20 protein-coding genes are annotated in these 20,894 nt (G+C 69.9%); 9 read left to right on the top strand and 11 right to left on the bottom strand.

Going from position 1 to position 20,894, the window contains the following annotated elements; all coding sequences use genetic code 11:
• The first annotated feature begins 84 nt into the window (after positions 1 to 84).
• On the top strand, positions 85 to 918 hold the full coding sequence (locus tag PV396_RS22335; RefSeq protein ID WP_319207139.1) for a pentapeptide repeat-containing protein: 834 nt from the start codon (positions 85 to 87) through the stop codon (positions 916 to 918).
• A gap of 316 nt (positions 919 to 1,234) precedes the next feature.
• Here PV396_RS22335 and PV396_RS22330 read toward each other — a convergent pair whose 3' ends face one another.
• The 4 genes from PV396_RS22330 to PV396_RS22315 all read right to left on the bottom strand — a co-directional run bounded on the left by PV396_RS22330 (position 1,235) and on the right by PV396_RS22315 (position 4,635).
• Positions 1,235 to 1,438 (bottom strand): DUF397 domain-containing protein, encoded by a 204-nt coding sequence (locus PV396_RS22330; protein ID WP_319207137.1) that lies wholly within the window; start codon positions 1,436 to 1,438, stop codon positions 1,235 to 1,237.
• A 13-nt stretch (positions 1,439 to 1,451) separates the two neighbouring features.
• Positions 1,452 to 2,300: a helix-turn-helix transcriptional regulator gene (locus PV396_RS22325; RefSeq protein WP_319207135.1), complete on the bottom strand. Its 849-nt coding sequence runs from the start codon at positions 2,298 to 2,300 to the stop codon at positions 1,452 to 1,454.
• A 308-nt stretch (positions 2,301 to 2,608) separates the two neighbouring features.
• Positions 2,609 to 4,063: an IS607 family element RNA-guided endonuclease TnpB gene (gene tnpB, locus PV396_RS22320; protein WP_319207133.1), complete on the bottom strand. Its 1,455-nt coding sequence runs from the start codon at positions 4,061 to 4,063 to the stop codon at positions 2,609 to 2,611.
• Complete coding sequence (locus PV396_RS22315) at positions 4,060 to 4,635, bottom strand: IS607 family transposase (RefSeq protein WP_319207131.1); 576 nt, start codon at positions 4,633 to 4,635, stop codon at positions 4,060 to 4,062. The genes tnpB and PV396_RS22315 overlap by 4 nt, the downstream gene beginning before the upstream one ends.
• 53 nt (positions 4,636 to 4,688) lie before the next feature.
• Here PV396_RS22315 and PV396_RS22310 point away from each other — a divergent pair, with 53 nt between their 5' ends.
• Both PV396_RS22310 and PV396_RS22305 read left to right on the top strand, forming a co-directional pair.
• On the top strand, positions 4,689 to 5,075 hold the full coding sequence (locus PV396_RS22310; RefSeq protein ID WP_319207402.1) for an ATP-binding protein: 387 nt from the start codon (positions 4,689 to 4,691) through the stop codon (positions 5,073 to 5,075).
• A 74-nt stretch (positions 5,076 to 5,149) separates the two neighbouring features.
• On the top strand, positions 5,150 to 5,362 hold the full coding sequence (locus tag PV396_RS22305) for a hypothetical protein (RefSeq protein WP_319207130.1): 213 nt from the start codon (positions 5,150 to 5,152) through the stop codon (positions 5,360 to 5,362).
• 22 nt (positions 5,363 to 5,384) lie between these two features.
• On the opposite strand, the gene PV396_RS22300 is transcribed toward PV396_RS22305, so the two are convergent.
• Both PV396_RS22300 and speB read right to left on the bottom strand, forming a co-directional pair.
• A complete protein-coding gene (locus tag PV396_RS22300) occupies positions 5,385 to 7,070 on the bottom strand; it encodes a thiamine pyrophosphate-binding protein (protein WP_319207128.1) in 1,686 nt (561 codons plus the stop codon).
• The gene (gene speB, locus PV396_RS22295) at positions 7,067 to 8,086 is read right to left on the bottom strand and encodes an agmatinase (protein ID WP_319207126.1); all 1,020 of its coding nucleotides are present in this window, start codon (positions 8,084 to 8,086) and stop codon (positions 7,067 to 7,069) included. The genes PV396_RS22300 and speB overlap by 4 nt, the downstream gene beginning before the upstream one ends.
• Positions 8,087 to 8,288: 202 nt before the next feature.
• Here speB and PV396_RS22290 point away from each other — a divergent pair, with 202 nt between their 5' ends.
• Positions 8,289 to 9,083 carry a phosphatase gene (locus PV396_RS22290; protein ID WP_319207123.1) on the top strand — a complete coding sequence of 265 codons (795 nt, stop codon included), beginning with the start codon at positions 8,289 to 8,291 and terminating at the stop codon, positions 9,081 to 9,083.
• 41 nt (positions 9,084 to 9,124) lie between these two features.
• On the opposite strand, the gene tesB is transcribed toward PV396_RS22290, so the two are convergent.
• The 3 genes from tesB to PV396_RS22275 form a co-directional block, all read right to left on the bottom strand.
• Complete coding sequence (tesB, locus tag PV396_RS22285; RefSeq protein ID WP_319207122.1) at positions 9,125 to 10,009, bottom strand: acyl-CoA thioesterase II; 885 nt, start codon at positions 10,007 to 10,009, stop codon at positions 9,125 to 9,127.
• 56 nt (positions 10,010 to 10,065) lie between these two features.
• Positions 10,066 to 11,223: an acyl-CoA dehydrogenase family protein gene (locus tag PV396_RS22280; RefSeq protein ID WP_319207119.1), complete on the bottom strand. Its 1,158-nt coding sequence runs from the start codon at positions 11,221 to 11,223 to the stop codon at positions 10,066 to 10,068.
• A gap of 180 nt (positions 11,224 to 11,403) precedes the next feature.
• A complete protein-coding gene (locus PV396_RS22275; RefSeq protein ID WP_319207117.1) occupies positions 11,404 to 11,994 on the bottom strand; it encodes a TetR/AcrR family transcriptional regulator in 591 nt (196 codons plus the stop codon).
• A 108-nt stretch (positions 11,995 to 12,102) separates the two neighbouring features.
• Here PV396_RS22275 and PV396_RS22270 point away from each other — a divergent pair, with 108 nt between their 5' ends.
• Genes PV396_RS22270 through PV396_RS22255 form a run of 4 tightly spaced genes read left to right on the top strand, consistent with a single transcriptional unit; the run spans position 12,103 to position 17,816 of the window.
• Positions 12,103 to 13,719, top strand: a complete 1,617-nt coding sequence (locus PV396_RS22270) for a carboxyl transferase domain-containing protein (protein WP_319207116.1) — start codon at positions 12,103 to 12,105, stop codon at positions 13,717 to 13,719.
• Between the two features lie 32 nt (positions 13,720 to 13,751).
• Positions 13,752 to 15,719 (top strand): acetyl/propionyl/methylcrotonyl-CoA carboxylase subunit alpha, encoded by a 1,968-nt coding sequence (locus PV396_RS22265; protein ID WP_319207115.1) that lies wholly within the window; start codon positions 13,752 to 13,754, stop codon positions 15,717 to 15,719.
• Positions 15,716 to 16,636, top strand: a complete 921-nt coding sequence (locus PV396_RS22260; protein WP_319207113.1) for a hydroxymethylglutaryl-CoA lyase — start codon at positions 15,716 to 15,718, stop codon at positions 16,634 to 16,636. Before PV396_RS22265 ends, PV396_RS22260 begins: the two co-directional genes overlap by 4 nt.
• A gap of 7 nt (positions 16,637 to 16,643) precedes the next feature.
• Positions 16,644 to 17,816, top strand: coding sequence for an acyl-CoA dehydrogenase family protein (locus tag PV396_RS22255; protein ID WP_319207111.1), 1,173 nt, complete (start codon positions 16,644 to 16,646; stop codon positions 17,814 to 17,816).
• Here the strand turns inward: PV396_RS22255 and PV396_RS22250 are convergent.
• Together PV396_RS22250 and PV396_RS22245 are read right to left on the bottom strand one after the other, a co-directional pair.
• Entirely contained in the window at positions 17,773 to 18,462 is a 690-nt protein-coding gene (locus tag PV396_RS22250; protein ID WP_319207109.1) for a biliverdin-producing heme oxygenase, read from the bottom strand. The genes PV396_RS22255 and PV396_RS22250 overlap by 44 nt on opposite strands.
• Positions 18,459 to 19,625 carry a polyprenyl synthetase family protein gene (locus PV396_RS22245; RefSeq protein WP_319207107.1) on the bottom strand — a complete coding sequence of 389 codons (1,167 nt, stop codon included), beginning with the start codon at positions 19,623 to 19,625 and terminating at the stop codon, positions 18,459 to 18,461. Before PV396_RS22245 ends, PV396_RS22250 begins: the two co-directional genes overlap by 4 nt.
• A gap of 255 nt (positions 19,626 to 19,880) precedes the next feature.
• On the opposite strand from PV396_RS22245, the gene PV396_RS22240 reads away from it, so the two are divergent.
• Positions 19,881 to 20,888, top strand: a complete 1,008-nt coding sequence (locus tag PV396_RS22240) for an NAD-dependent epimerase/dehydratase family protein (RefSeq protein WP_319207106.1) — start codon at positions 19,881 to 19,883, stop codon at positions 20,886 to 20,888.
• The last annotated feature ends 6 nt before the right edge of the window (positions 20,889 to 20,894 follow it).

Here is a 20,894-nt window from a genome sequence, read left to right as displayed (position 1 = left end):
CGACCATCAGTCCTGGGGAGAATGGCGTTTCTGACCTGAGCACGCCGAGAAGCGGCGCTCCCTCACAGCAGGAGCTCACCCACCTTGTCCCAGAAGCGCGAACACCTGGCTGCCGACATTGCCGGTCTCGGCCTGCAATCCGACTGCGGCAGCTGTTTCGGACTGTGCTGTGTCGCCCTGCCCTTCGCGGCCTCGGCGGACTTCGCGATCAACAAGGACGCCGGGCAGCCCTGCACGAACCTGCAAGCGGACTTCCGCTGCGGCATCCATACACAACTCCGCCGACAGGGCTTTTCGGGATGCATCGTCTTCGACTGCTTCGGCGCGGGACAGAAGGTCTCCCAGGTCACCTTCGGTGGACAGGACTGGCGGCAGACCCCGCACACGGCCCGGCAGATGTTCGATGTGTTTCCCGTCATGCGGCAGCTCCACGAGCTCCTCTGGTACCTGGCCGAAGCACTGACACTGTCGGCCGCCCGCCCCATCCACGGCGAACTGCGCCGCGCGCTGGAGAAGACCGAACACCTCACTGCGGGCAGCGCCCAGGAGCTCACGGAGTTGAACGTTGCAGCACACCGGGGCGACGTCAACGCCCTGCTGCTGCGCACGAGCGAACTCGTGCGGGCCAAGGTCGCGGGCCGCAAGAAGGACCGGAGAGGAGCCGATCTCATCGGCGCCAACCTCAAAGCCGCCAACTTGCAGGGCGCCAACCTCCGCGGGGCCTACCTCATAGCTGCCGACCTCAAGGGCGCCGACCTCAGAGCGGCCGATCTGATAGGTGCCGACCTGCGAGACGCCGACCTGAGCGGCGCAGACCTCACCGACACCATCTTCCTCACCCAGTCCCAGCTCAACGCGGCCAAGGGCGACACCGCCACGAAACTGCCGCCCACCCTCAACCGCCCCACACACTGGTAGTCCCTCCGTCCAGGGGTTCGAAGATCACTCACCGAAGCCAGAGAACTCGCTCCAGCGGGACCAACAGACTCGTTCGAGGCCAGCCGAGCGGCTCGACTGCCCCCAGACAGCTTGCGACGACGTTTTCGACGCGCGCAGGCATGGATTAGTCAGCGGTGCAATATTTTCTTCGATGTCCGCCGCGTGTACCCGATGCTCCGTCACAATCACACGCTATCGACGTGGCCGGCCCACATGAAGATACAAATGAGCGGGAATTCTCCGAGCCCCCCCCAGGCGAGAGAGGCATCAGCTGCCTGGCGGGCCCGCCCGGAACTCAGCCGGGCCAACTCAACCGCTCACGGGAATCCGCCCCGCCAAGAAACACGACCCATGCCGCTGCACCAACCCCGACGACCGCGCCACGCGGGTTCTTCGAGTCGCGGACGTCGATGCCGGCCGTTCGGAGACGGACTTCTATGCATTCGCCGTTCTGGCCGCTGTAGCTGCTCCTGAACCAAGTGGTCCGGTCCGACGACATGGGCTGCTCTTCCTTACGAGTCGGGCAACCCCTCGGCGATTCCGATGATCCGGGACTCGGACTCCATCGCGCTGAGGGCTGCGGCACGGAGGTGATCGAAGGCGCCGCCCAACCGAGCCGTGTCCTCCCGGGTCTCCAGGTACGCGTGACTCGCGAAGTTCTCCAAGAGGACAACTTCCAGCCCCGCCGGGGGAGGAAAACTGTAGATCAGGAAGGGAAATGGCCCGCCCTGGCAGGCTCCTGCTGTGAAGGGTAGTACCTGCAAAGTCACGTTCGGAAGCTGGGCCAACTCAACCAGGTGCAGCAACTGTGCCCGCAGAACGCCGGGCCCACCGACCTGTTGGCGCAGCGCGGCCTCGCCGAGAATCATCCACACCTTGAGGGGAGTTGGATCCGTCCGCGTCAGCGCCTTCTGCCGTTCCATGCGTACGCGCACCTTGGTCTTCTGGGCATCGTCCAGAGGCCCCGGAATACCTCCCTGGATGACGGCCGTCGCGTACGCCTCGGTCTGGAACAGTCCAGGCACGATGCCGGGCTGGAAGCCGCGGCACTCCGACACCTCATCCTCCAGGCCGACCAAGTCCAGAAACTCCTGCGGGAGTTGGTCTTCCAGGACCCTCCACCATCGCTGGCGGCGGCTCTCCCGCGCCAACGCCAGCCAGCCATCCCGCTCCGCCGGGTCCTTCACCCCGTAGAGATCAAGCAGCGCCTTGAGATCGAGCTGCCGGATTCCACTGCGCCCCGACTCGATACGGCTCACCTTGGCCGCGTGACAACTGAGCTGCTCAGCCGCGTCCTCCAGGAGCAATCCGCGCTCCTCGCGCAGACGCCGGAGATTGGTGCCGAGCACCCGCTTACGCACAGTCGGCCTGTATTCCCCAGCAGCCACATCGCCCCCAGTTGGTGCACCTCTCCGTGCCCAACAGGGTACCCAGCGCCACGGACACGGCAATCGAACTTAGTCGTTTCACTTGCAAGTCGCTCAACGAGCAACCAGTCTTACTCAAAGCGACAGATTGCACACTCAGTGCACTTGCCGACCAAAGGGGACCCCCATGCCCGAAACCGCCCCCAACTCCCCTGCCACCGAAGCCACCTGGCAGCTCCCGTTGCCGAGACCGTAGTCAGGTCTCAGCTTTCCGGATGTTTCCGCCCGGAAGGTCCGTCTCGTCACCAGAGCGTGAGGGCTTCGGCTTGAGTACGGTCTCTCGTTTCCGTCTGCCGCTGGTGCGGCAGGGTTGCGCCACCTGCCCGCCCCGCCTCCGCCTTGCGGCGGGGGCGGGTGGTGCGGGTCTTCTGGTCGGCTCCACGAGGCTTCGACACCGATTGGGTGTCCTGGTCTCCGGCCACTCCGGTACCAGTTGTTGCGGCTGCCGCGAGCGCGGCGAGGTTGAGTGCGGCGTTGTCGTCCCGGTCCAGAACCAGGCCGCAGGTGTCACATTCGTAGGTCCGGACGTGCAGCGGCAGTTTGGCTTTCACCGCGCCGCACCCGGAGCAGGTCTTGGAGGAGGGGTACCAGCGGTCCGCCGCGATGGTGCGGGTGGCGTGGCGCTGGCGGGTCTTGTAGGTGAGCTGGCGGCGGATCTCCCCGAACCCGGCGTCGGCGATCCTTCGCGCGAGACGCCGGTTGCCGAGCATCCCGGCGACGTTGAGGTCTTCGACCACGACCGTGCCGTACTCGGCCGCCACGGCGGTGGTGAGCTTGTGCAGGGCGTCTGCACGGAGGTTGGCCACCCGGTGATGCACCTTGTTGCGGGCGGCGTTGGCCTTCTCCCACCGCTTCGACGGCTTCTGCCCGGTCCGCCGGTCGGGGCCCTGGCGTCGGGACACGACGCGACAGGCGCGGCGCAGCTGCTTGCGCGCCCGGTCGTAGTGCCCGGGATTTGCGATGGTGCGGATCTCGCCGGTGCTGTCAGCCATGACCGCAAGGGTCTTCACCCCGAGGTCGATGCCGACCGCCACGTCCGGCCGCGCCACGCGTTCGAGGTCCCGCTTGACCTCGGCCTGGAACGAGACGAACCAGCGTCCGCGCTCGTGCCGCACGGTCGCGGACAGGATCCGGGCCGTTCCGGCCTGGACGCGGGCGAGGAGCCTCACCGTGGGCTCGTGGGTGCGGATCGTGCCCAGCCGGGGCAGGGTGACGTGACGGCCGTCAGCGTCCACGCGGATCACGCCGGTGGTGAACCGGCAGGCAAGGCGCGCCTTGCGCTTCGACTTGAACCGTGGCGCACCCATCCGCTTGCCGCGCCGCTTGCCGTTCTTGGACTTCGCGTAGTTGTCGAACGCGGCCGACGCGTTCGCCAGGCCGGTGGAGTATGCCTCCTTGGAGTTCTCCTCCCACCAGGCGGCGAACCTCGGATCGGTGTGCTTGGCCTCGTTGAACGCCTTCCGCAGCGCGGGAAGCAACCACGGCCGCCACTGGGTCAGCCCGGCCCCGCCGATGCCGTAGGACTCCTCCGCGCGGCGCTGCCACCAAGAGGCGGTCACCCAGCCGACGGCCCAGTTGTAGGCGGCACGCGCCGCGCCGCAGTGCGAGCGCAGAGCATGCTCCTGGGAGGCGTTCGGGTCCAGGGCGAAGCGGTACGCCTGCACCACGAACCCGGGCTGCGGATGGAACCTCTTCACTCGGCGGCCTCGCCGGTCGCTACGGCCACCGCGCGGGCGGCCCGGTTCTTCGCTGCCCGCCGCCCGTACAGGCGGGCGCACAAGGAGGTGAGCACCTCGGTGATGTCGCGTACCAGGTCATCGGCGGTCTCGGTGGGGTCGAGGACGACCAGGCGCCGCCCGGACGCCGACAGCGCGGCCTCCAGGTGCTCGACGCCGAACCGGGCCAGCCGGTCGCGGCGCTCGACCACGATCACCGCCGTCTGCGGGTCGGACAGCAGCCGGTGCAGCTTGCGGCGCCGCCCGTTCAACCCGGATCCCACCTCGGTGACGACCTCAGCGACGGCCAGGCCCAGCCCGTTCGCGCCGGACACGACCCGGGCGGCCTGCCGCTCAAGATCGGCTTTCTGGTCAACGGACGACACGCGGCAGTACGCCACCACACGCCCGGACGGCTGGACGGCGACCTCGTCGACCAGCCATGTCCCGGACGGCGCCTGGCGAACGGGGACGGGCATCTTCCCGTCCTTCACCCACCGCCAGGCGGTCTGGTAGCTCACGCCCTGCTGACGGGCCCACTCCGAAAGCTTCACGAGACCAAGGTACGTGAGACGCACGACTAGACATGACTATGAATGACTAGAAAATCTGTAGCAGCTTTCACCCCCCCACCCCGCGCAGCGCCCCCCGCGCCCGCGAACTGCTCCGTACGCAACTCGCCGACTGGAAGATCGACGGCGAAGTGGCCGAAACGGCCGAGCTGTTGCTCTCGGAGCTGGTCACCAACTCTCTGCGGCACGGCTCCACCCCGCCCGGCCGCGAGATCGGCTTCCGCTTCGCCACGTACGACGGACGCCTGCGCGTCGAAGTCGCCGACGCGAACAACCGTCGGCCCGCTCCCCGGCAAGCGAGCCCCGAGGACGAAGGAGGCCGCGGCCTCACCCTCGTACTGGCGCTCGCAGAACGCTGGGGCTGCTGCCCCCGCCGGCACGGCATCGGAAAGGCGACGTGGGTGGAACTGGCGCTTCCGTGAGGAGCGTCGCTCACTCGACGCTGTTGCCAGAATCGCCACACATCGCGCCGAACAGCCCACCCGAGGAGATGCCCGTGACCGTCACGTACACGGATAGCGAAGCCGAAATCCTGCGCACCTTGGCCCTCCTGGAAGGGCGCACCCCGGAAGAAGCAGCGCTCGATCGCGTGGCGCGAGGCGTTCCGCTGTCCTTCTCCACCTCCATCGGCGACGACTCGGAGGCGATGGCCGCGCTCGCCCGTGCGATGTTCGACGGACCCTCCGACCTGGCTTCCAAGGCCGGATAACCGGACAAGAAGCGCCTGCCCGTCACCCCAGATGCGTAGCCGCGAACATCCGCAGCACCGCCGGAAGCACCACCACCGAAGGCCCCGGCTCCCCCAGCGCCTTCGCGAGGTCCGCCTCCAGCCTCTCCGGTGACGTTCGCACCCCCGGCACCCCGAACGACTCCGCCAGCGCGACGTAGTCCGGCCGGGTCAACTCCGTGCCCGTAGCCGTCCCGTACGCGTCCGTCATGTACTCGCGCAGGATGCCGTAGCCGCCGTCGTCGACGATCAGCCACGTCACGTTCAGGTCGTACTGCCGGGCCGTCGCCAGCTCCGCGATCCCGTACAGGGCACCGCCATCACCCGACACCGCGAGTACCGGGTGCGTCGGGTCGGCCACCGCCGCTCCCAGGGCCGCCGGGAACGCGTAGCCGAGGCCGCCCGCGCCCTGGGCCGAGTGCATGGTGTTCGCGCCGCGCGGATCGAAGGCCGACCACGCCCAGTACGACAGGATCGTCATGTCCCAGAAGGACGGGGCGCGGGAGGGGAGGGCTGCCCTGATCGAGCTCAACAGCCCCTGTTCCAGGGTCAGTTCCTGGGCGGAGAGGCGTGCGGCCACCCGGTCCAGGACCCCCCGGACGCGCTCCCCGGCCGACTCGTCCTCCCTCTCCTCCACCGTCTCCAGCAGTGCCTGCAGTGCCAGGCGGGCGTCCGCGTGGATGCCCAGGGCCGGGTGGTTGGACTCCAACTTGCCCAGGTCCGCCTCGACTTGGACGATCCGGCCGCGCGGCCTGAACGTGTGGTAGTTGGAGGAGAGTTCACCGAGGCCCGAGCCGACCACCAGCAGGACGTCCGCGTCCTCCAGGAAGTCGGTCATGTGCCGGTCCTCCAGCCAGGACTGGAGGGAGAGGGGATGCGTCCACGGGAACGCGCCCTTGCCGCCGTACGTCGTGACCACCGGCGCCTGGAGCCGTTCCGCGAGCGCCCTCAGTTTGCCCGACGCGTCCGCCCGTACGACTCCGCCGCCCGCGATGATCGCCGGGCGCTCGGCGTTCGACAGCAAGTGGGCTGCCAGCGCCGTCAGTTCGGGGCGCGGCGGCAGTTCCTCGGGGAAGGCGTCACCGCCTGTCACCACGGGAATCGGTGTTTCGGCGGTCAACACGTCCTGGGGGATCTCCACCCACACCGGGCCGTGCGGGGCCGTGAGCGCCGACTTCCAGGCGTTGGCGATCGCCGAGGGGATCTGGGACTGCGTACGGACCGTGTGAACGGATTTGACCACGGCCCTGAACGACGCCTGCTGGTCCGGGAGTTCGTGGAGGTAGCCGTGCCGGCCGCCACCCAGCCCGGCCGTCGGGATCTGGCTGCTGATCGCCAGGACCGGGGCCGAGGCGGACGCGGCCTCCTGAAGCGCCGCCAATGACGTCAGCGCGCCCGGGCCCGTCGACAGCAGCAGCGGCGCCGCCTCCCCCGTGATCCTGCCGTACGCGTCCGCCGCGAACCCCGCGTTGTTCTCCACCCGCAGGCCGATGTACCGCAGGTCGGAGCGGCGCAGCGCGTCGAACACGCCCAGGGCGTGCTGTCCGGGCAGGCCGAAGACGGTGGTCGCGCCGAGTGCCGCCAGCGTCTCCACGACCAGGTCTCCGCCGCTCCGGCCGGGCGGCGGATTCAGCGCGGCCTCCGTCTGGGCGGCGGTCGGCTTCAGCACCAGGTCGTGGTCGTGGGTCACTTCGCAGCCTTCTCTTGAACCTTCTCCTGAGCCCTCGTCCCGGCGATCTGTCGGGACATGATCGTCGTCAGTTCATACGCCGTGTGCGACGCCGCGACCGACGTGATCTCGGCGTGATCGTACGCGGGCGCCACTTCCACGACGTCCGCCGAGACCAGGTTGCAGGCGGCGAGGCCCCGAAGGATCTCCAGCAGCTCCCGCGACGTCATACCGCCCGCCTCGGGTGTGCCCGTGCCCGGGGCGAACGCCGGGTCGAGGCAGTCGATGTCGATGGAGATGTAGAGCGGGCGGTCCCCGATGCGCTGGCGGAGCTGGTCGGCGACCTCGTCGACCCCGCGCCGCATCACGTCCGCCGAGGTCACGATGCCGAAGCCCATTTTCGCGTCGTCGTCCAGGTCCTGCTTGCCGTACAGGGGGCCGCGCGTCCCGACGTGCGAGAGGGCGGAGGTGTCGAGGATGCCTTCCTCCACCGCTCGCCTAAACGGCGTCCCGTGCGTGTACTCGGCGCCGAAGTAGGTGTCCCAGGTGTCGAGGTGGGCGTCGAAATGGAGCAGCGCCACCGGGCCGTGCTTCTTCGCCACCGAGCGCAGGAGGGGGAGGGCGATCGTGTGGTCGCCGCCGAGGGTCATCAGCCTCGCGCCCGTGGCCAGCAGCTCGTCGGCCGCCGCCTCCACCGTTTCGACGGCCTCGTTGATGTTGAACGGGTTGACGGCGATGTCACCACCGTCCGCCACCTGCGCGAGCGCGAAGGGCGACGCGTCCTGCGCCGGGTTGTACGGGCGCAGCAGCCGGGACGCCTCGCGGATCGCGTTGCCGCCGAAGCGCGCGCCCGGCCGGTACGAGACCCCCGAGTCGAACGGCACCCCGACCACGGCGACATCGGCCCGTCCGCCGACCTCGTCGAGGCGTGGCAGCCGCGCGAAGGTCGCCGGCCCGGCGAATCTCGGGATGCGCGACGAGTCGACGGGCCCACGGGGCGTCTCGGGGCTGCGGGGCGTCTCGGGGCTGTTGGTCATACCGTCTGCCTTCTTCCTGCGCCTCAGGACCGATCGGTTCAGTTCGGTTCACATCGGATACGAGTTCGATGGTGTGGTCCACGCGGCGCTCGCGCCAGAGTAGGTGGGCGAGGTGAGACCAGGAAATTCAAGTGGCGTGACCTGCGTCCCAGCGGCCGGGACACCGGGGGCTCCCAGTGTCGGCTGCCTCACAATGGGAGGCATGCCGATACCCGCGATTCCCAGCCGTGCCGAGCTTGTCGATCACCTCGTGAGAACCCGCATCGCGGGTGACGTCGCCACGCCCCGCGAGAACAACCTCTCCCACTACCGCAAGCTGGCGAACGGCGAACGGCACTACTGGCTCGGGCTGGAGCTGGGCGACCGCTGGACCGACGAGCAGGACGTGCTCGCGGTGATGGCGGAGCGGGTCGGCGTCAACGACGATCCCGAACACCGGTACGGACAGGACACCATCGACCCCGAACTGACGATCGAAGCCCTGGAGCGGCTCGCGGCCCGGCTGCGCAAGGCGGCCGACGGACAGCAGCGGGTGCTGTTCGCGACCGGTCACCCGGGCGGACTGCTCGATGTGCACCGTGCCACGGCCGAGGCGCTGCGGGCCGCCGGCTGCGAGATCGTCGTCATCCCGGACGGTCTGACGACCGACGAGGGGTACGTGTTCCAGTTCGCGGACGTGGCGGTGCTGGAGCACGGGGCCTCGCTGTGGCACACGCACTCCGGCGAGCCGATGCGCGCGATCCTGACGGGCCTGGAGCGCGAGGGCCGCCCGCTGCCGGACCTGGTCGTCGCCGACCACGGCTGGGCGGGGTACGCGGCACAGCACGGCATCGACTCGGTCGGGTACGCCGACTGCAACGACCCGGCGCTGTTCCTGGCCGAGGCGGAGGGCACCCTCCAGGTGGCCGTTCCGCTCGACGACCATGTGACGAGCCCGCGCTTCTACGACCCGCTGACGGCGTTCCTGCTGAACGCGGCCGGACTGCTCGGCGAGTAGGAAACCGCCGGTCGGGGCGTCAGGGGGCGGGACGACAAAGGTCAGGGAGAAGTCCGGGGGACCCTGACCACGCCCTCCTGGATGACCGTGATGGCCAGCTGCCCGTCCTGCGTGTAGATACGGCCCTGGCCGAGGCCACGGCCGCCGGACGCGGACGGGGACTCCTGGTCGTACAGCAGCCATTCGTCGGCGCGGAACGGGCGGTGGAACCACATCGCGTGGTCCAGGGAGGCACCGACCACGTCCTGCACCGCCCAGCCGCCGCGTCCGTGCGCGAGCAGGACGGAGTCGAGCAGCGTGTAGTCGGAGACGTACGTGGCGAGGCACACGTGCAGCAGCGGTCGGTCGACGGCGCCGCCGAGCTTGCCGTTCGTACGGAACCAGACCTGGGAGCGCGGTTCGCGGGGCTCGCCGAACCTGCCGTAGGGGGGATCGTCGACGTAACGGATGTCGACGGCCTCGCGGGACTTCAGGAACCGCTCGACGACCGCCGGGGGCAGATGGGCGTACGTCGGGAGCTGTTCCTCGGCGGTGGGGAGCGTCGCCGGGTCGGGGGCGGCGGGCATCGGGGCCTGGTGGTCGAGGCCTTCCTCGTGCTCCTGGAAGGACGCGGAGAGGTGGAATATCGGCTGCCCGTGCTGGACCGCGACCACGCGGCGGGTGGTGAAGGAGCGGCCGTCGCGGATGCGGTCGACGGTGTAGACGATCGGTACCCCGGGGTCGCCGGGGCGCAGGAAGTACGAGTGGAGCGAGTGGGCGGGACGGTCCGCGGGGACCGTACGCCCGGCGGCGACGAGCGCCTGGGCCGCGACCTGCCCGCCGAAGACGCGCGGGACGATGGCGCTCCGGGACCGGCCGCGGAAGATGTCCTCCTCGATCTGCTCGAGGTCGAGCAGATCGAGGAGGGACTGAAGTGCCTGACTCATGCAGTCATTTCTACTGAGCGGTGATGTCGAAGGCCTTACCGGCCCATGCCATGTCCTTACAGGCCCATGTCCTTGGCGATGATCGTCTTCATGATCTCGCTGGTGCCGCCGTAGATCCGGTTGACGCGGTTATCGGCGTACAGACGGGCGATCGGGTACTCGTTCATGAAGCCGTAGCCGCCGTGGAGCTGGAGGCAGCGGTCGATGACGCGGTGGGCGACCTCGGTGCAGAACAGCTTGGCGCTGGCGGCCTCGGCCGGGGTCAGCTCGCCCGCGTCCAGCGCTTCGGTGGCGCGGTCGGCGACGGCCTCGGCGGCGTCGACCTCGGCCTTGCAGGCGGCGAGTTCGAACTTGGTGTTCTGGAAGGAGGCGACCGGCTTGCCGAAGACGACGCGGTCCTGGACGTACTGTTGGGCGAACCGGACGGCGGCCTTGGCCTGCGCGTAGGCGCCGTAGGCGATGCCCCAGCGCTCGGAGGCGAGGTTGTGGCCGAGGTAGTAGAAGCCCTTGTTCTCCTCGCCGAGGAGGTTCTCGACGGGCACCTTGACGTCGACGAACGCCAGCTCGGCGGTGTCGGAGGTCTTGAGGCCGAGCTTGTCCAGCTTGCGGCCGATCGAGTAGCCCTCGGACTTGGTGTCGACCACGAGGAGGGATATGCCGTGGCGGCGGTCCTCGGCGCTGGGCGCGGCGGTGCGGGCGCAGACGATCATCTGGTCGGCGTGGACGCCACCGGTGATGAAGGTCTTGGAGCCGTTGAGGACGTAGTGCGTGCCGTCCTCGCTGAGCTTGGCGGTGGTCTTCATGCCCGCGAGGTCGGAGCCGGTGCCCGGCTCGGTCATCGCGATCGCCCACATCTCCTCACCGGAGACGAACTTCGGCAGGTAGCGCTTCTTCTGCTCCTCGTTGGCGAGCAGCTTGACGTACGGCAGACCGAGCAGGACGTGTACGCCGGAGCCGCCGAAGGTCACACCCGCGCGCGCGGTCTCCTCGTACAGGATGGCCTCGAACTTGTACGAGTCGATGCCGGCGCCGCCGTACTCCTCGTCGACGCGGATGCCGAAGATGCCCAGCTCGGCCAGCTTGTAGTAGAACTCGCGCGGCGCCTGGCCGGCCGCGAACCACTCGTCGTAGACGGGAACGACCTCGGCCTCGATGAAGGCGCGAAGAGTCTCCCGGAACGCCTCGTGATCCTCGTTGAACACAGTACGGCGCACCGCCGCCACCCTTCCGTGCGCCTGAACCGGCGCCGCTCTCGCGTACGTGGTTGCTCGCCGTGGGGGTGCCTCAATTGATGGCTGCGGTCCCGGCAGGCTAAGCGCTTGCTCAGATCAACCGTACCGGCGAGTACGAAGCCGCGTCCAGGGGATTCGGGGAGAGTTGGGCCGTAACGCTCATCACTCTCCCGCCGCCGCGAACGCCCCCCTCGCCATCCGGTGCAGCAGCGCCGCCGTCGTGCCCCGACCCGGGAGGGATCCCGGGCGGCCCAGGTGCGGGGTCGAGTTCAGGAGGCCGAAGACGGAGTGCACGGCCGAGCGGGCGGTCGGTTCGGTCAGTTCCGGGTACACCTCGCGCACCACCTCCACCCACAGCTCGACGTACTGACGCTGGAGCTGGCGCACCAGTTTGCGGTCGCTGTCGCGCAGGCGGTCCAGTTCGCGGTCGTGGAGGGTGATCAGGGGCCGGTCGTCGAGGGCGAAGTCGATGTGGCCCTCGATCAGGGAGTCGAGGAGCGCCTCGGGGTTTCCGTCGGCCTCCGACACGCGCCGCTTGCCGCCCGTGAGGAGCTGGCCGCTGATGCCCACCAGCAGTTCGGCGAGCATCGCGTCCTTGCCGGGGAAATGGCGGTAGAGGCCGGGGCCGCTGATCCCGACCGCCGCCCCTATCTCGTCCACGCCCACACCGTGGAAACCGCGCTCGGCGAAGAGCCGCGCGGCCTCCTTGAGGATCTGTTCGCGGCGGGTCGGGGCGTCGGTTCTGGTGGCCATGCAAATGATTCTAGACACGGAGGTTAGCGGTCGTTAACCTGGAGGCATCACGTTAACGCTCATTAACTTGTCGACCACCAGGTGAGCACTGGGTGAGGGGACCGCAGGATGCAGGAGGCACCGGAGCTGCACAGCGCGGCGGACCCCGCGTCGGAGGCCTGGCGGGCCAACGAGGCGGCTCACCACGCGCTGGCCGAGGAGCTGCGGGAGAAGCTGGCCGCGGCCCGGCTGGGCGGGGGCGAGAGGGCCCGGGAGAGGCACACCGCGCGCGGGAAGCTGCTTCCCCGGGAGCGGGTCGACCGGCTCCTCGACCCCGGCTCGCCCTTCCTCGAGATCGCCCCCCTCGCCGCCGACGGGCTGTACGAGGGGCAGGCGCCCGCAGCGGGTGTCATCGCCGGGATCGGGCGGGTCAGCGGGCGTGAGTGCGTGATCGTCGCCAACGACGCCACCGTCAAGGGCGGCACGTACTACCCGATGACCGTCAAGAAGCATCTGCGCGCGCAGGAGATCGCCCTCGACAACCGGCTTCCCTGTGTCTACCTCGTCGACTCGGGGGGTGCCTTCCTGCCCATGCAGGACGAGGTCTTCCCCGACCGCGACCACTTCGGGCGGATCTTCTTCAACCAGGCGCGGATGTCCGGCGCCGGGATTCCGCAGATCGCCGCCGTACTGGGGTCCTGCACGGCCGGTGGCGCCTACGTTCCGGCCATGAGCGACGAGGCCGTCATCGTCCGCAACCAGGGGACCATCTTCCTGGGCGGTCCCCCACTGGTGAAGGCGGCGACGGGCGAGGTCGTGACCGCCGAGGAACTGGGCGGAGGCGACGTCCACGCGCGCGTGTCGGGTGTCACCGACCACCTCGCCGAGGACGACGCGCACGCCCTGCGCATCGTCCGCAACATCGCCGCCACCTTCCCCGCGCGCGGCCCGCTGCCCTGGGACGTCACCGCCTCCGTCGAGCCCAAGATCGACCCCCACGGGCTGTACGGCGCCGTGCCCGTCGACTCCCGCACCCCCTATGACGTACGGGAGATCATCGCGCGCGTGGTCGACGGTTCGCGTTTCTCGGAGTTCAAGTCCGAGTTCGGGCAGACCCTCGTCACCGGCTTCGCCCGGATCCACGGCCACCCGGTCGGCATCGTCGCCAACAACGGCATCCTGTTCTCCGAGTCCGCCCAGAAGGGCGCCCACTTCATCGAACTCTGCGACCAGCGCGGCATCCCTCTGCTGTTCCTCCAGAACATCTCGGGCTTCATGGTGGGCCGGGACTACGAGGCGGGGGGCATCGCCAAGCACGGCGCCAAGATGGTCACGGCGGTGGCCTGCACGCGCGTACCCAAACTGACGGTGGTGGTCGGCGGGTCGTACGGGGCCGGCAACTACTCGATGTGCGGCCGGGCGTACTCGCCGCGTTTCCTGTGGATGTGGCCCGGCGCCAAGATCTCGGTCATGGGCGGCGAGCAGGCCGCGTCCGTCCTCGCGACCGTCAAGCGGGACCAGTTGGAAGCTCGCGGGGAGTCCTGGCCGGCGGCGGACGAGGACGCCTTCAAGGACCCGATCCGCGCACAGTACGAGCGCCAGGGCAACGCCTACTACGCGACGGCCCGCCTCTGGGACGACGGGGTCATCGACCCCCTGGAAACCCGCCAGGTGGTGGGTCTCGCACTCACCGCCTGCGCCAACGCGCCCCTGGGTGAACCCCAGTTCGGCGTGTTCCGGATGTGAGGGGCACCAAGAAGATGAGGGACTTCAGCACGATGTTCGACACAGTCCTTGTGGCCAACCGGGGCGAGATCGCCGTACGCGTGATCCGTACCCTGCGCGAGCTGGGTGTGCGCTCGGTCGCCGTGTACTCCGACGCCGACGCGGACGCCCGGCACGTCCGGGAGGCCGACACGGCGGTACGGATCGGACCGGCGGCAGCGGCGGAGAGCTATCTGTCCGTCCCCCGCATCCTCGAGGCCGCCGCCCGCACCGGCGCCCAGGCGGTGCATCCCGGGTACGGCTTCCTCGCGGAGAACGCGGCCTTCGCGCGCGCGTGCACCGAGGCGGGGCTGGCCTTCATCGGCCCTCCGGCGGACGCGATCTCCCTCATGGGCGACAAGATCCGCGCCAAGGAGACGGTCCGCGCGGCCGGGGTCCCGGTGGTCCCCGGGTCGAGCGGCAGCGGGCTCACCGACGCCGAACTCGCCGACGCGGCACGGGAGATCGGCATGCCGGTGCTGCTCAAGCCCAGCGCGGGCGGGGGCGGCAAGGGCATGCGGCTCGTCCGGGAGGCCGACGCGCTGGCCGAGGAGATCGCCGCCGCACGCCGCGAGGCCCGCGCCTCCTTCGGTGACGACACGCTCCTCGTCGAACGGTGGGTGGACCGCCCCCGGCACATCGAGATCCAGGTCCTGGCCGACGCCCACGGAAACGTCGTGCACCTGGGCGAGCGCGAGTGTTCGCTCCAGCGGCGCCACCAGAAGCTCATCGAGGAGGCGCCCAGTGTGCTCCTCGACGAGCGGACCCGGGCCTCGATGGGCGAGGCGGCGGTCCAGGCGGCGCTCTCGTGCGGCTACGAGGGCGCGGGCACGGTCGAGTTCATCGTCCCGGGCGGGGACCCGTCGTCGTACTACTTCATGGAGATGAACACCCGCCTCCAGGTGGAGCACCCGGTGACGGAACTCGTCACCGGCCTCGACCTGGTGGAGTGGCAGCTGCGCGTGGCGGCGGGCGAGCCCCTGTCCTTCGGCCAGGAGGACGTGCGGCTGACCGGGCACGCCGTGGAGGCCCGTATCTGCGCGGAGACGGTGTCCGTGAAGGCGGGTGCGCGCGGCTTCCTGCCGTCCGGCGGCACGGTGCTCGCCCTGCGCGAACCCTCCGGCGACGGCGTACGCACCGACTCGGGGCTGAGCGAGGGCACGGAGGTCGGGTCGCTGTACGACCCGATGCTGTCCAAGGTGATCGCGTACGGCCCGGACCGCCCGACCGCGCTCCGCAGACTCCGGGCGGCCCTCGCGGAGACGGTCACGCTGGGCGTGCCGACGAACGCGGGCTTCCTGCGCCGGCTCCTCGCCCATCCGGCCGTGGTGGCGGGCGAGTTGGACACGGGACTGGTGGAGCGCGAGGTCGACTCCCTCGTACCGGACGGGGTGCCGGAGGAGGTCTACGAGGCGGCGGCGGCCGTACGGCTGGAGGCGCTGCGGCCCAAGGCGACGGGCGGTGGCTGGACGGACCCCTTCTCGGTACCCAGCGGCTGGCGACTGGGCGGCACGCCGAAGCCACCGGCCTTCGACCTGCGGGTGACGGGACTCGAACCCGTCACTCACCTCCCCCAGGACACGTACACGGTCACCGACGACCAGGTGTCCGTGCTCCTGGACGGTGTCCGCCACACATTCCACCGCGCCGGCGACTGGCTGGGCCGCGAGGGCGACGCCTGGCAGGTGCGCGACCACGACCCCGTGGCCGCCTCCCTGACCGGCTCCGCGCACTCCGGCGCCGACTCCCTCACCGCGCCGATGCCCGGCACGGTGACTGTGGTGAAGGTGGCCGTCGGGGACGAAGTGGTCGCTGGTCAGAGCCTGTTGGTGGTCGAGGCGATGAAGATGGAACACGTCATCGCCGCCCCGCACGCGGGCACCGTCGCCGAGTTGGACGTCTCCCCGGGCACGACGGTCGCCATGGACCAGGTACTGGCCGTGATCGCACCTGCGGAGTCATTGGCGGAGGAGGAGAAATGACGCTCCCCATGGTCGTACCGGCGCCGGGTCTGCCCTCACGGGTCAGGATCCATGAGGTCGGCGCGCGTGACGGACTCCAGAACGAGAAGACGACGGTCCCGACGGGGGTGAAGGCGGAGTTCATCCGCCGCCTCGCCGGCGCGGGCCTGACGACGATCGAGGCGACAAGTTTCGTCCACCCGAAGTGGGTGCCCCAACTCGCGGACGCCGAAGCCCTGTTCCCCCAGGTCAGCGAACTCCCCGTGCACCTGCCGGTGCTCGTGCCGAACGAACGGGGCCTGGACCGGGCTCTCGCGCTGGGCTCGACCCGCGTGGCCGTCTTCGCCAGCGCCACCGAGTCCTTCGCCAAGGCCAACCTGAACCGCACGGTGGACGAGGCCCTCGCGATGTTCGAGCCGGTCGTGGCCCGGGCGAAGGCCGAGGGCGTGCACGTCCGCGGCTATCTCTCCATGTGCTTCGGTGATCCCTGGGAAGGCGCGGTACCGGTCCCCCAGGTGGTCAGGGTGTGCCGCGCCCTGCTGGACATGGGCTGCGACGAACTCAGCCTCGGCGACACGATCGGGGTGGCCACTCCGGGCCACGTGGGCGCGCTGCTCACCGAACTCGACGTACCGGTCGAGAAGGTGGGCGTGCACTTCCACGACACGTACGGCCAGGCCCTCGCCAACACCCACGCCGCCCTCCAGCACGGCGTCACCACCGTGGACGCCTCCGCGGGCGGCCTCGGCGGCTGCCCGTATGCCAAGTCCGCCACTGGCAACCTCGCCACAGAGGACCTCGTGTGGATGCTCCAGGGCCTCGGCATCGACACCGGCGTCGACCTCGGCCGTCTCGTCGCCACCAGCGCCTGGATGGCCGAACACCTGGGCCGGCCCAGCCCGTCCCGCACCGTCCGCGCCCTCTCCCACCAGGAGTGACCCACCCATGGACCACAAGCTCTCCCCCGAACTGGAAGAACTCCGCCGTACGGTCGAGCAGTTCGCGCACGATGTCGTGGCCCCGAAGATCGGCGACTACTACGAGCGGCACGAGTTCCCGTACGAGATCGTGCGCGAGATGGGCCGGATGGGCCTGTTCGGGCTGCCGTTCCCCGAGGAGTACGGCGGTATGGGCGGCGACTACCTCGCGCTGGGCATCGCGCTGGAGGAACTGGCACGGGTCGACTCGTCGGTGGCGATCACGCTGGAGGCGGGCGTCTCTCTGGGTGCGATGCCCATCCACCTGTTCGGCACCGAGGAACAGAAGCGCGAATGGCTGCCCCGCCTGTGCGCCGGCGAGATCCTGGGCGCGTTCGGCCTGACGGAACCGGACGGCGGCTCGGACGCGGGCGCGACACGGACGACGGCCCGCCTCGACCCCGACACCGATGAATGGGTGATCAACGGCACGAAGTGCTTCATCACCAACTCGGGTACGGACATCACGGGCTTCGTCACGGTGACGGCGGTGACCGGCCGCAAGCCGGACGGCAGGCCGCTCATCTCCGCGATCCTCGTCCCCTCCGGCACGCCCGGCTTCACGGTCGCGGCGCCGTACTCGAAGGTCGGCTGGAACGCGTCGGACACGCGGGAGCTGTCCTTCGTGGACGTACGGGTCCCGGCGGCGAACCTGGTCGGCGAGGAGGGGCGCGGCTACGCCCAGTTCCTGCGCATCCTCGACGAGGGGCGCGTGGCGATCGCGGCGCTGGCGACCGGTCTCGCCCAGGGCTGCGTGGACGAGTCGGTGAAGTACGCCAAGGAACGGCAGGCGTTCGGGCGTCCGATCGGCGCGAACCAGGCGATCCAGTTCAAGATCGCGGACATGGAGATGAAGGCCCACACGTCCCGCCTGGCCTGGCGGGACGCGGCCTCCCGCCTGGTCACGGGCGAGCCCTTCAAGAAGGAGGCGGCCCTGGCGAAGCTGTACTCGTCCACGATCGCGGTGGACAACGCCCGCGACGCGACACAGATCCACGGCGGCTACGGCTTCATGAACGAGTACCCGGTGGCCCGGATGTGGCGCGATTCGAAGATCCTGGAGATCGGGGAGGGCACCAGCGAGGTCCAACGCATGCTCATCGCACGGGAGTTGGGCTTGGGGATGGAGATGGCGGGCTGAGCCCCTCGGACAGGGCCCCGGTGATCGCGGCGGCATGCCGGTAGGCACTGTGGGCCGCCGCGACGACCCGGTCCTGCACGACCGGGTCGGTGAGGGCCTGGTTCATCCGGGCGGTGAGGCGGGCCCAGCGGTCGCGGTCGCCGCTGGTGTAGTAGGCGACGCCGTCGGTGCCGGAGAGACGGTAGGAGGCGGTGACGTACGGGTGGAGTACGAGGGCGCCAAGGGTGGAGCCCTCCATGACGTAGAGGAAGCCGAGGAGGGCGGGGAGGTCGGAGGCTGCAGCACGCTCCCGTATCTCGGCGGTGAAGGCTTCCGCCTCCTGGGCTGCCGAGGGGCCGGGCGCTATGCCGAGGTTCGCGAAGTGGGCCAGGTCGCGGTCAATGAGGGGGAGCTTGCGGAGGTCAGAGGACCACACCGGGTCGGCTGAAGAGCCCGTTACGCGGGACAGGTCCGCCTCGAGGGTCTCCAACACCGGGCGATAGGCGGCGAGTTGGCCGACGTACCGCTCGACGGGAAGCGTGCCGGCGATCATCGCGCTCGCGAACGGGGTGGCCTCCAGGGAGTCGTGCCAGGCACGGGTGCTCGCCCGCAACCGCTCGACCACCGTGGCCGGAACCGGGTCCGGGGCTTCCGGGGCCGCCGTCATGCGCCGCTCCGCTGCTGGAGTGTCTCGTGGAGACGGTCGATGAGATGGCCCTTGCGTTCGATGGTGAGGTCGAAGTAGGCCGCGCTGAGGTCGGAACGGCACACGCGGTACACGCTCTCCTTGGCCTCGCGCTTCAGCCGGACGGCTTCACCGGCGAGCGCGCGGAGCGTCGACTCCAGCTTGGGATGCCCGAGAACGTACGCCTTGAGCCGCTCGCCGGTCAGGTTCGACGAGTCCTGATCGAGCAACTCGAGGAAGACCCGGTTGCTGAGCCCGTCGTAGTCCTCGTGGATCCGGCCCCCGCCGAACTCCGGTACGAAGTCGGTCAGGTCGTTGAACAGCTGGCTCGACAGGCCGAGTTGGCGCATGGCGGCGTCCAGGACGTACTGCTCGTCCTCGACGACGCGCAGCCCCGCGAGTGCCGAGTCGAGCGGCATCCGGAAGAGGGTGCCGGTCTTGAGGGCGGCCAGCGACTCCCAGTAGGCCGCGCGCTCCTCGAGGGGCGCGGCGATCAACTCGGCGCGGGTTTCGGCCGTACGCGTGGACAGATCGACGGCCTGACCGGTGAAGCCGTTTTCGACGGCCCGCACCAGACTGTCCACGACAGCGGGATCGGCGGCGTGCCGCAGGACGGCGGCGATCAGCCAGGAGCCTGTGTTGAGCGCGAGCGGGACACCGTGGGTGACGTGGAGCGCGGGTTCGCCGTAGCGGACCTCGCTGCCGTCCTGGATGTCGTCGATCGCGACGAACGCCTTCAGCATGACCCGTACGGCCACGGCGGCGCGCCGGACGACGGCCATGTCGGCGGAGAACGCCTCGCTCCCGGTCTCGTGGGGAAAGCCCCGGTAGTTGCGGTAGGCCCAATAGACCATGGACGGCCGCAGCGGAGCCCGGTTGCCGCCGGGCGCGTCGGCGGTCGGGGGCAGCGCCTCCTGGCCCACCTTGGACCCGACGGCGTCGGCGACGGGCTCGTAGAGGGACCGCCGCAGCGCCCCCTCGTACACGGACTGCGAGGCAACCGTCGCGGGAGCGGTCAGCGAACCGAGAAACTCGGCCAGATCGTCCTCCAGCAGAGCGGCGTCACCGCGCACGACCGCCGCCACCGCTTCCACCTGTTCCGCCGCTCCCCCTGCCGCGCCGACGGCCCTCTCCTTGGCACTCATACCCGCCCCAGCCTCCACTTCCGTCCCCGCCCCGACCCCCGTCGACAGGCTGAAGCGTGATCGCAACAGACAGGAGTCGCAAGGGAGTTCGAAGCCAGTTGAAGCCATCCGCAGCGCAGATATGGCGGAAATCAGCCCCTGGCGGCCAACATGACTGCGGTGTGCCGAGAAGACGGCGGCGACAAGCTTACGGACCCGTGACGTACCGGGCGCGGTGCTGCCCCGCGGTGCGACCCGGGTCCTAGCGTTCGGGGCATGCGAGTACTGGTCACCGGCGGTGCCGGGTTCATCGGGTCACATGTCGTCGAGGCGCTGACCGCGCGTGGGCACGAGGCGATCGTGTTCGATCTGCGGGACGGGCCGGACGTGCGGGATGCCGGGGCGGTCGCCGCCGCGCTGCCCGGCGTGGACGCCGTGTGTCATCAGGCGGCGATGGTCGGCCTGGGGACGGGGTTCGGCGACGCGGCCGACTACGTCTCGCACAACGACCTCGGAACCGCCGTACTACTGACCGCGATGGCCGAGGCGGGTGTCCCGCGACTCGTGCTCGCCGGGTCGATGGTGGTGTACGGCGAGGGGCGGTACCTGTGCGAGCGGCACGGGGTGGTCCGGCCCGGGCCCCGGGCCGTCGCCGACCTGGACGCCCACCGGTTCGAGCCCCGGTGCCAGGAGTGCGGTGCCGAACTGACGCCGGGTCTGGTCGGCGAGGACGCCCCCGTCGACCCCCGGAACGTGTACGCGACGACCAAGCTGGCCCAGGAACACCTGGCGGCGGCCTGGGCCCAGTCCACGGACGGCACGGCTGTGTCGCTGCGCTACCACAACGTGTACGGGCCGGGGATGCCCCGCGACACTCCGTACGCGGGGGTCGCGTCCTTCTTCCGGTCCGCGCTCGCCCGCGGTGAGGCGCCGCGCGTCTTCGAGGACGGCGGGCAGCGACGGGACTTCGTCCATGTACGGGATGTGGCGGCGGCCAACGTGGCGGCGCTGGAGGCGGGTTCGCGCAGCCGGCGCGCGGCCCTCACCGCATACAACTGCGGCAGCGGGGTGCCGCACACGGTCGGCGAGATGGCCAGGGCGTTGGCCTCGGCGTACGGCGGTCCCGAGCCCGTGGTGACCGGGGAGTACCGGCTCGGCGACGTACGCCACATCACGGCGGACTCGTCGCGCCTGTGCGACGAACTGGACTGGAAGGCCGAGGTCGGCTTCGTGGAGGGCATGCGGGAGTTCGCGGCGGCGAGGCTGCGCGGGGAAGCGGAGTAGGCGGAG

Source organism: Streptomyces sp. ME02-8801-2C (genome assembly GCF_033793965.1).
Lineage (GTDB): Bacteria > Actinomycetota > Actinomycetes > Streptomycetales > Streptomycetaceae > Streptomyces.
The sequence above is the reverse complement of the archived record's forward strand: the minus strand, read 5'-3'. Positions and strand labels throughout refer to the sequence as shown.

Bases quoted from the DNA above. Each gene is read 5' to 3' on its own strand.
- PV396_RS22290 (WP_319207123.1), top strand. From the start codon at position 8,289: ATGCCGATACCCGCGATTCCCAGCCGTGCCGAGCTTGTCGATCACCTC.
- PV396_RS22275 (WP_319207117.1), bottom strand. From the start codon at position 11,994: ATGGCCACCAGAACCGACGCCCCGACCCGCCGCGAACAGATCCTCAAG.
- PV396_RS22270 (WP_319207116.1), top strand. From the start codon at position 12,103: ATGCAGGAGGCACCGGAGCTGCACAGCGCGGCGGACCCCGCGTCGGAG.
- PV396_RS22255 (WP_319207111.1), top strand. From the start codon at position 16,644: ATGGACCACAAGCTCTCCCCCGAACTGGAAGAACTCCGCCGTACGGTC.
- tesB (WP_319207122.1), bottom strand. From the start codon at position 10,009: ATGAGTCAGGCACTTCAGTCCCTCCTCGATCTGCTCGACCTCGAGCAG.
- PV396_RS22240 (WP_319207106.1), top strand. From the start codon at position 19,881: ATGCGAGTACTGGTCACCGGCGGTGCCGGGTTCATCGGGTCACATGTC.
- PV396_RS22265 (WP_319207115.1), top strand. From the start codon at position 13,752: ATGTTCGACACAGTCCTTGTGGCCAACCGGGGCGAGATCGCCGTACGC.
- PV396_RS22330 (WP_319207137.1), bottom strand. From the start codon at position 1,438: ATGTCGTCGGACCGGACCACTTGGTTCAGGAGCAGCTACAGCGGCCAG.
- PV396_RS22250 (WP_319207109.1), bottom strand. From the start codon at position 18,462: ATGACGGCGGCCCCGGAAGCCCCGGACCCGGTTCCGGCCACGGTGGTC.
- PV396_RS22245 (WP_319207107.1), bottom strand. From the start codon at position 19,625: ATGAGTGCCAAGGAGAGGGCCGTCGGCGCGGCAGGGGGAGCGGCGGAA.
- PV396_RS22260 (WP_319207113.1), top strand. From the start codon at position 15,716: ATGACGCTCCCCATGGTCGTACCGGCGCCGGGTCTGCCCTCACGGGTC.
- speB (WP_319207126.1), bottom strand. From the start codon at position 8,086: ATGACCAACAGCCCCGAGACGCCCCGCAGCCCCGAGACGCCCCGTGGG.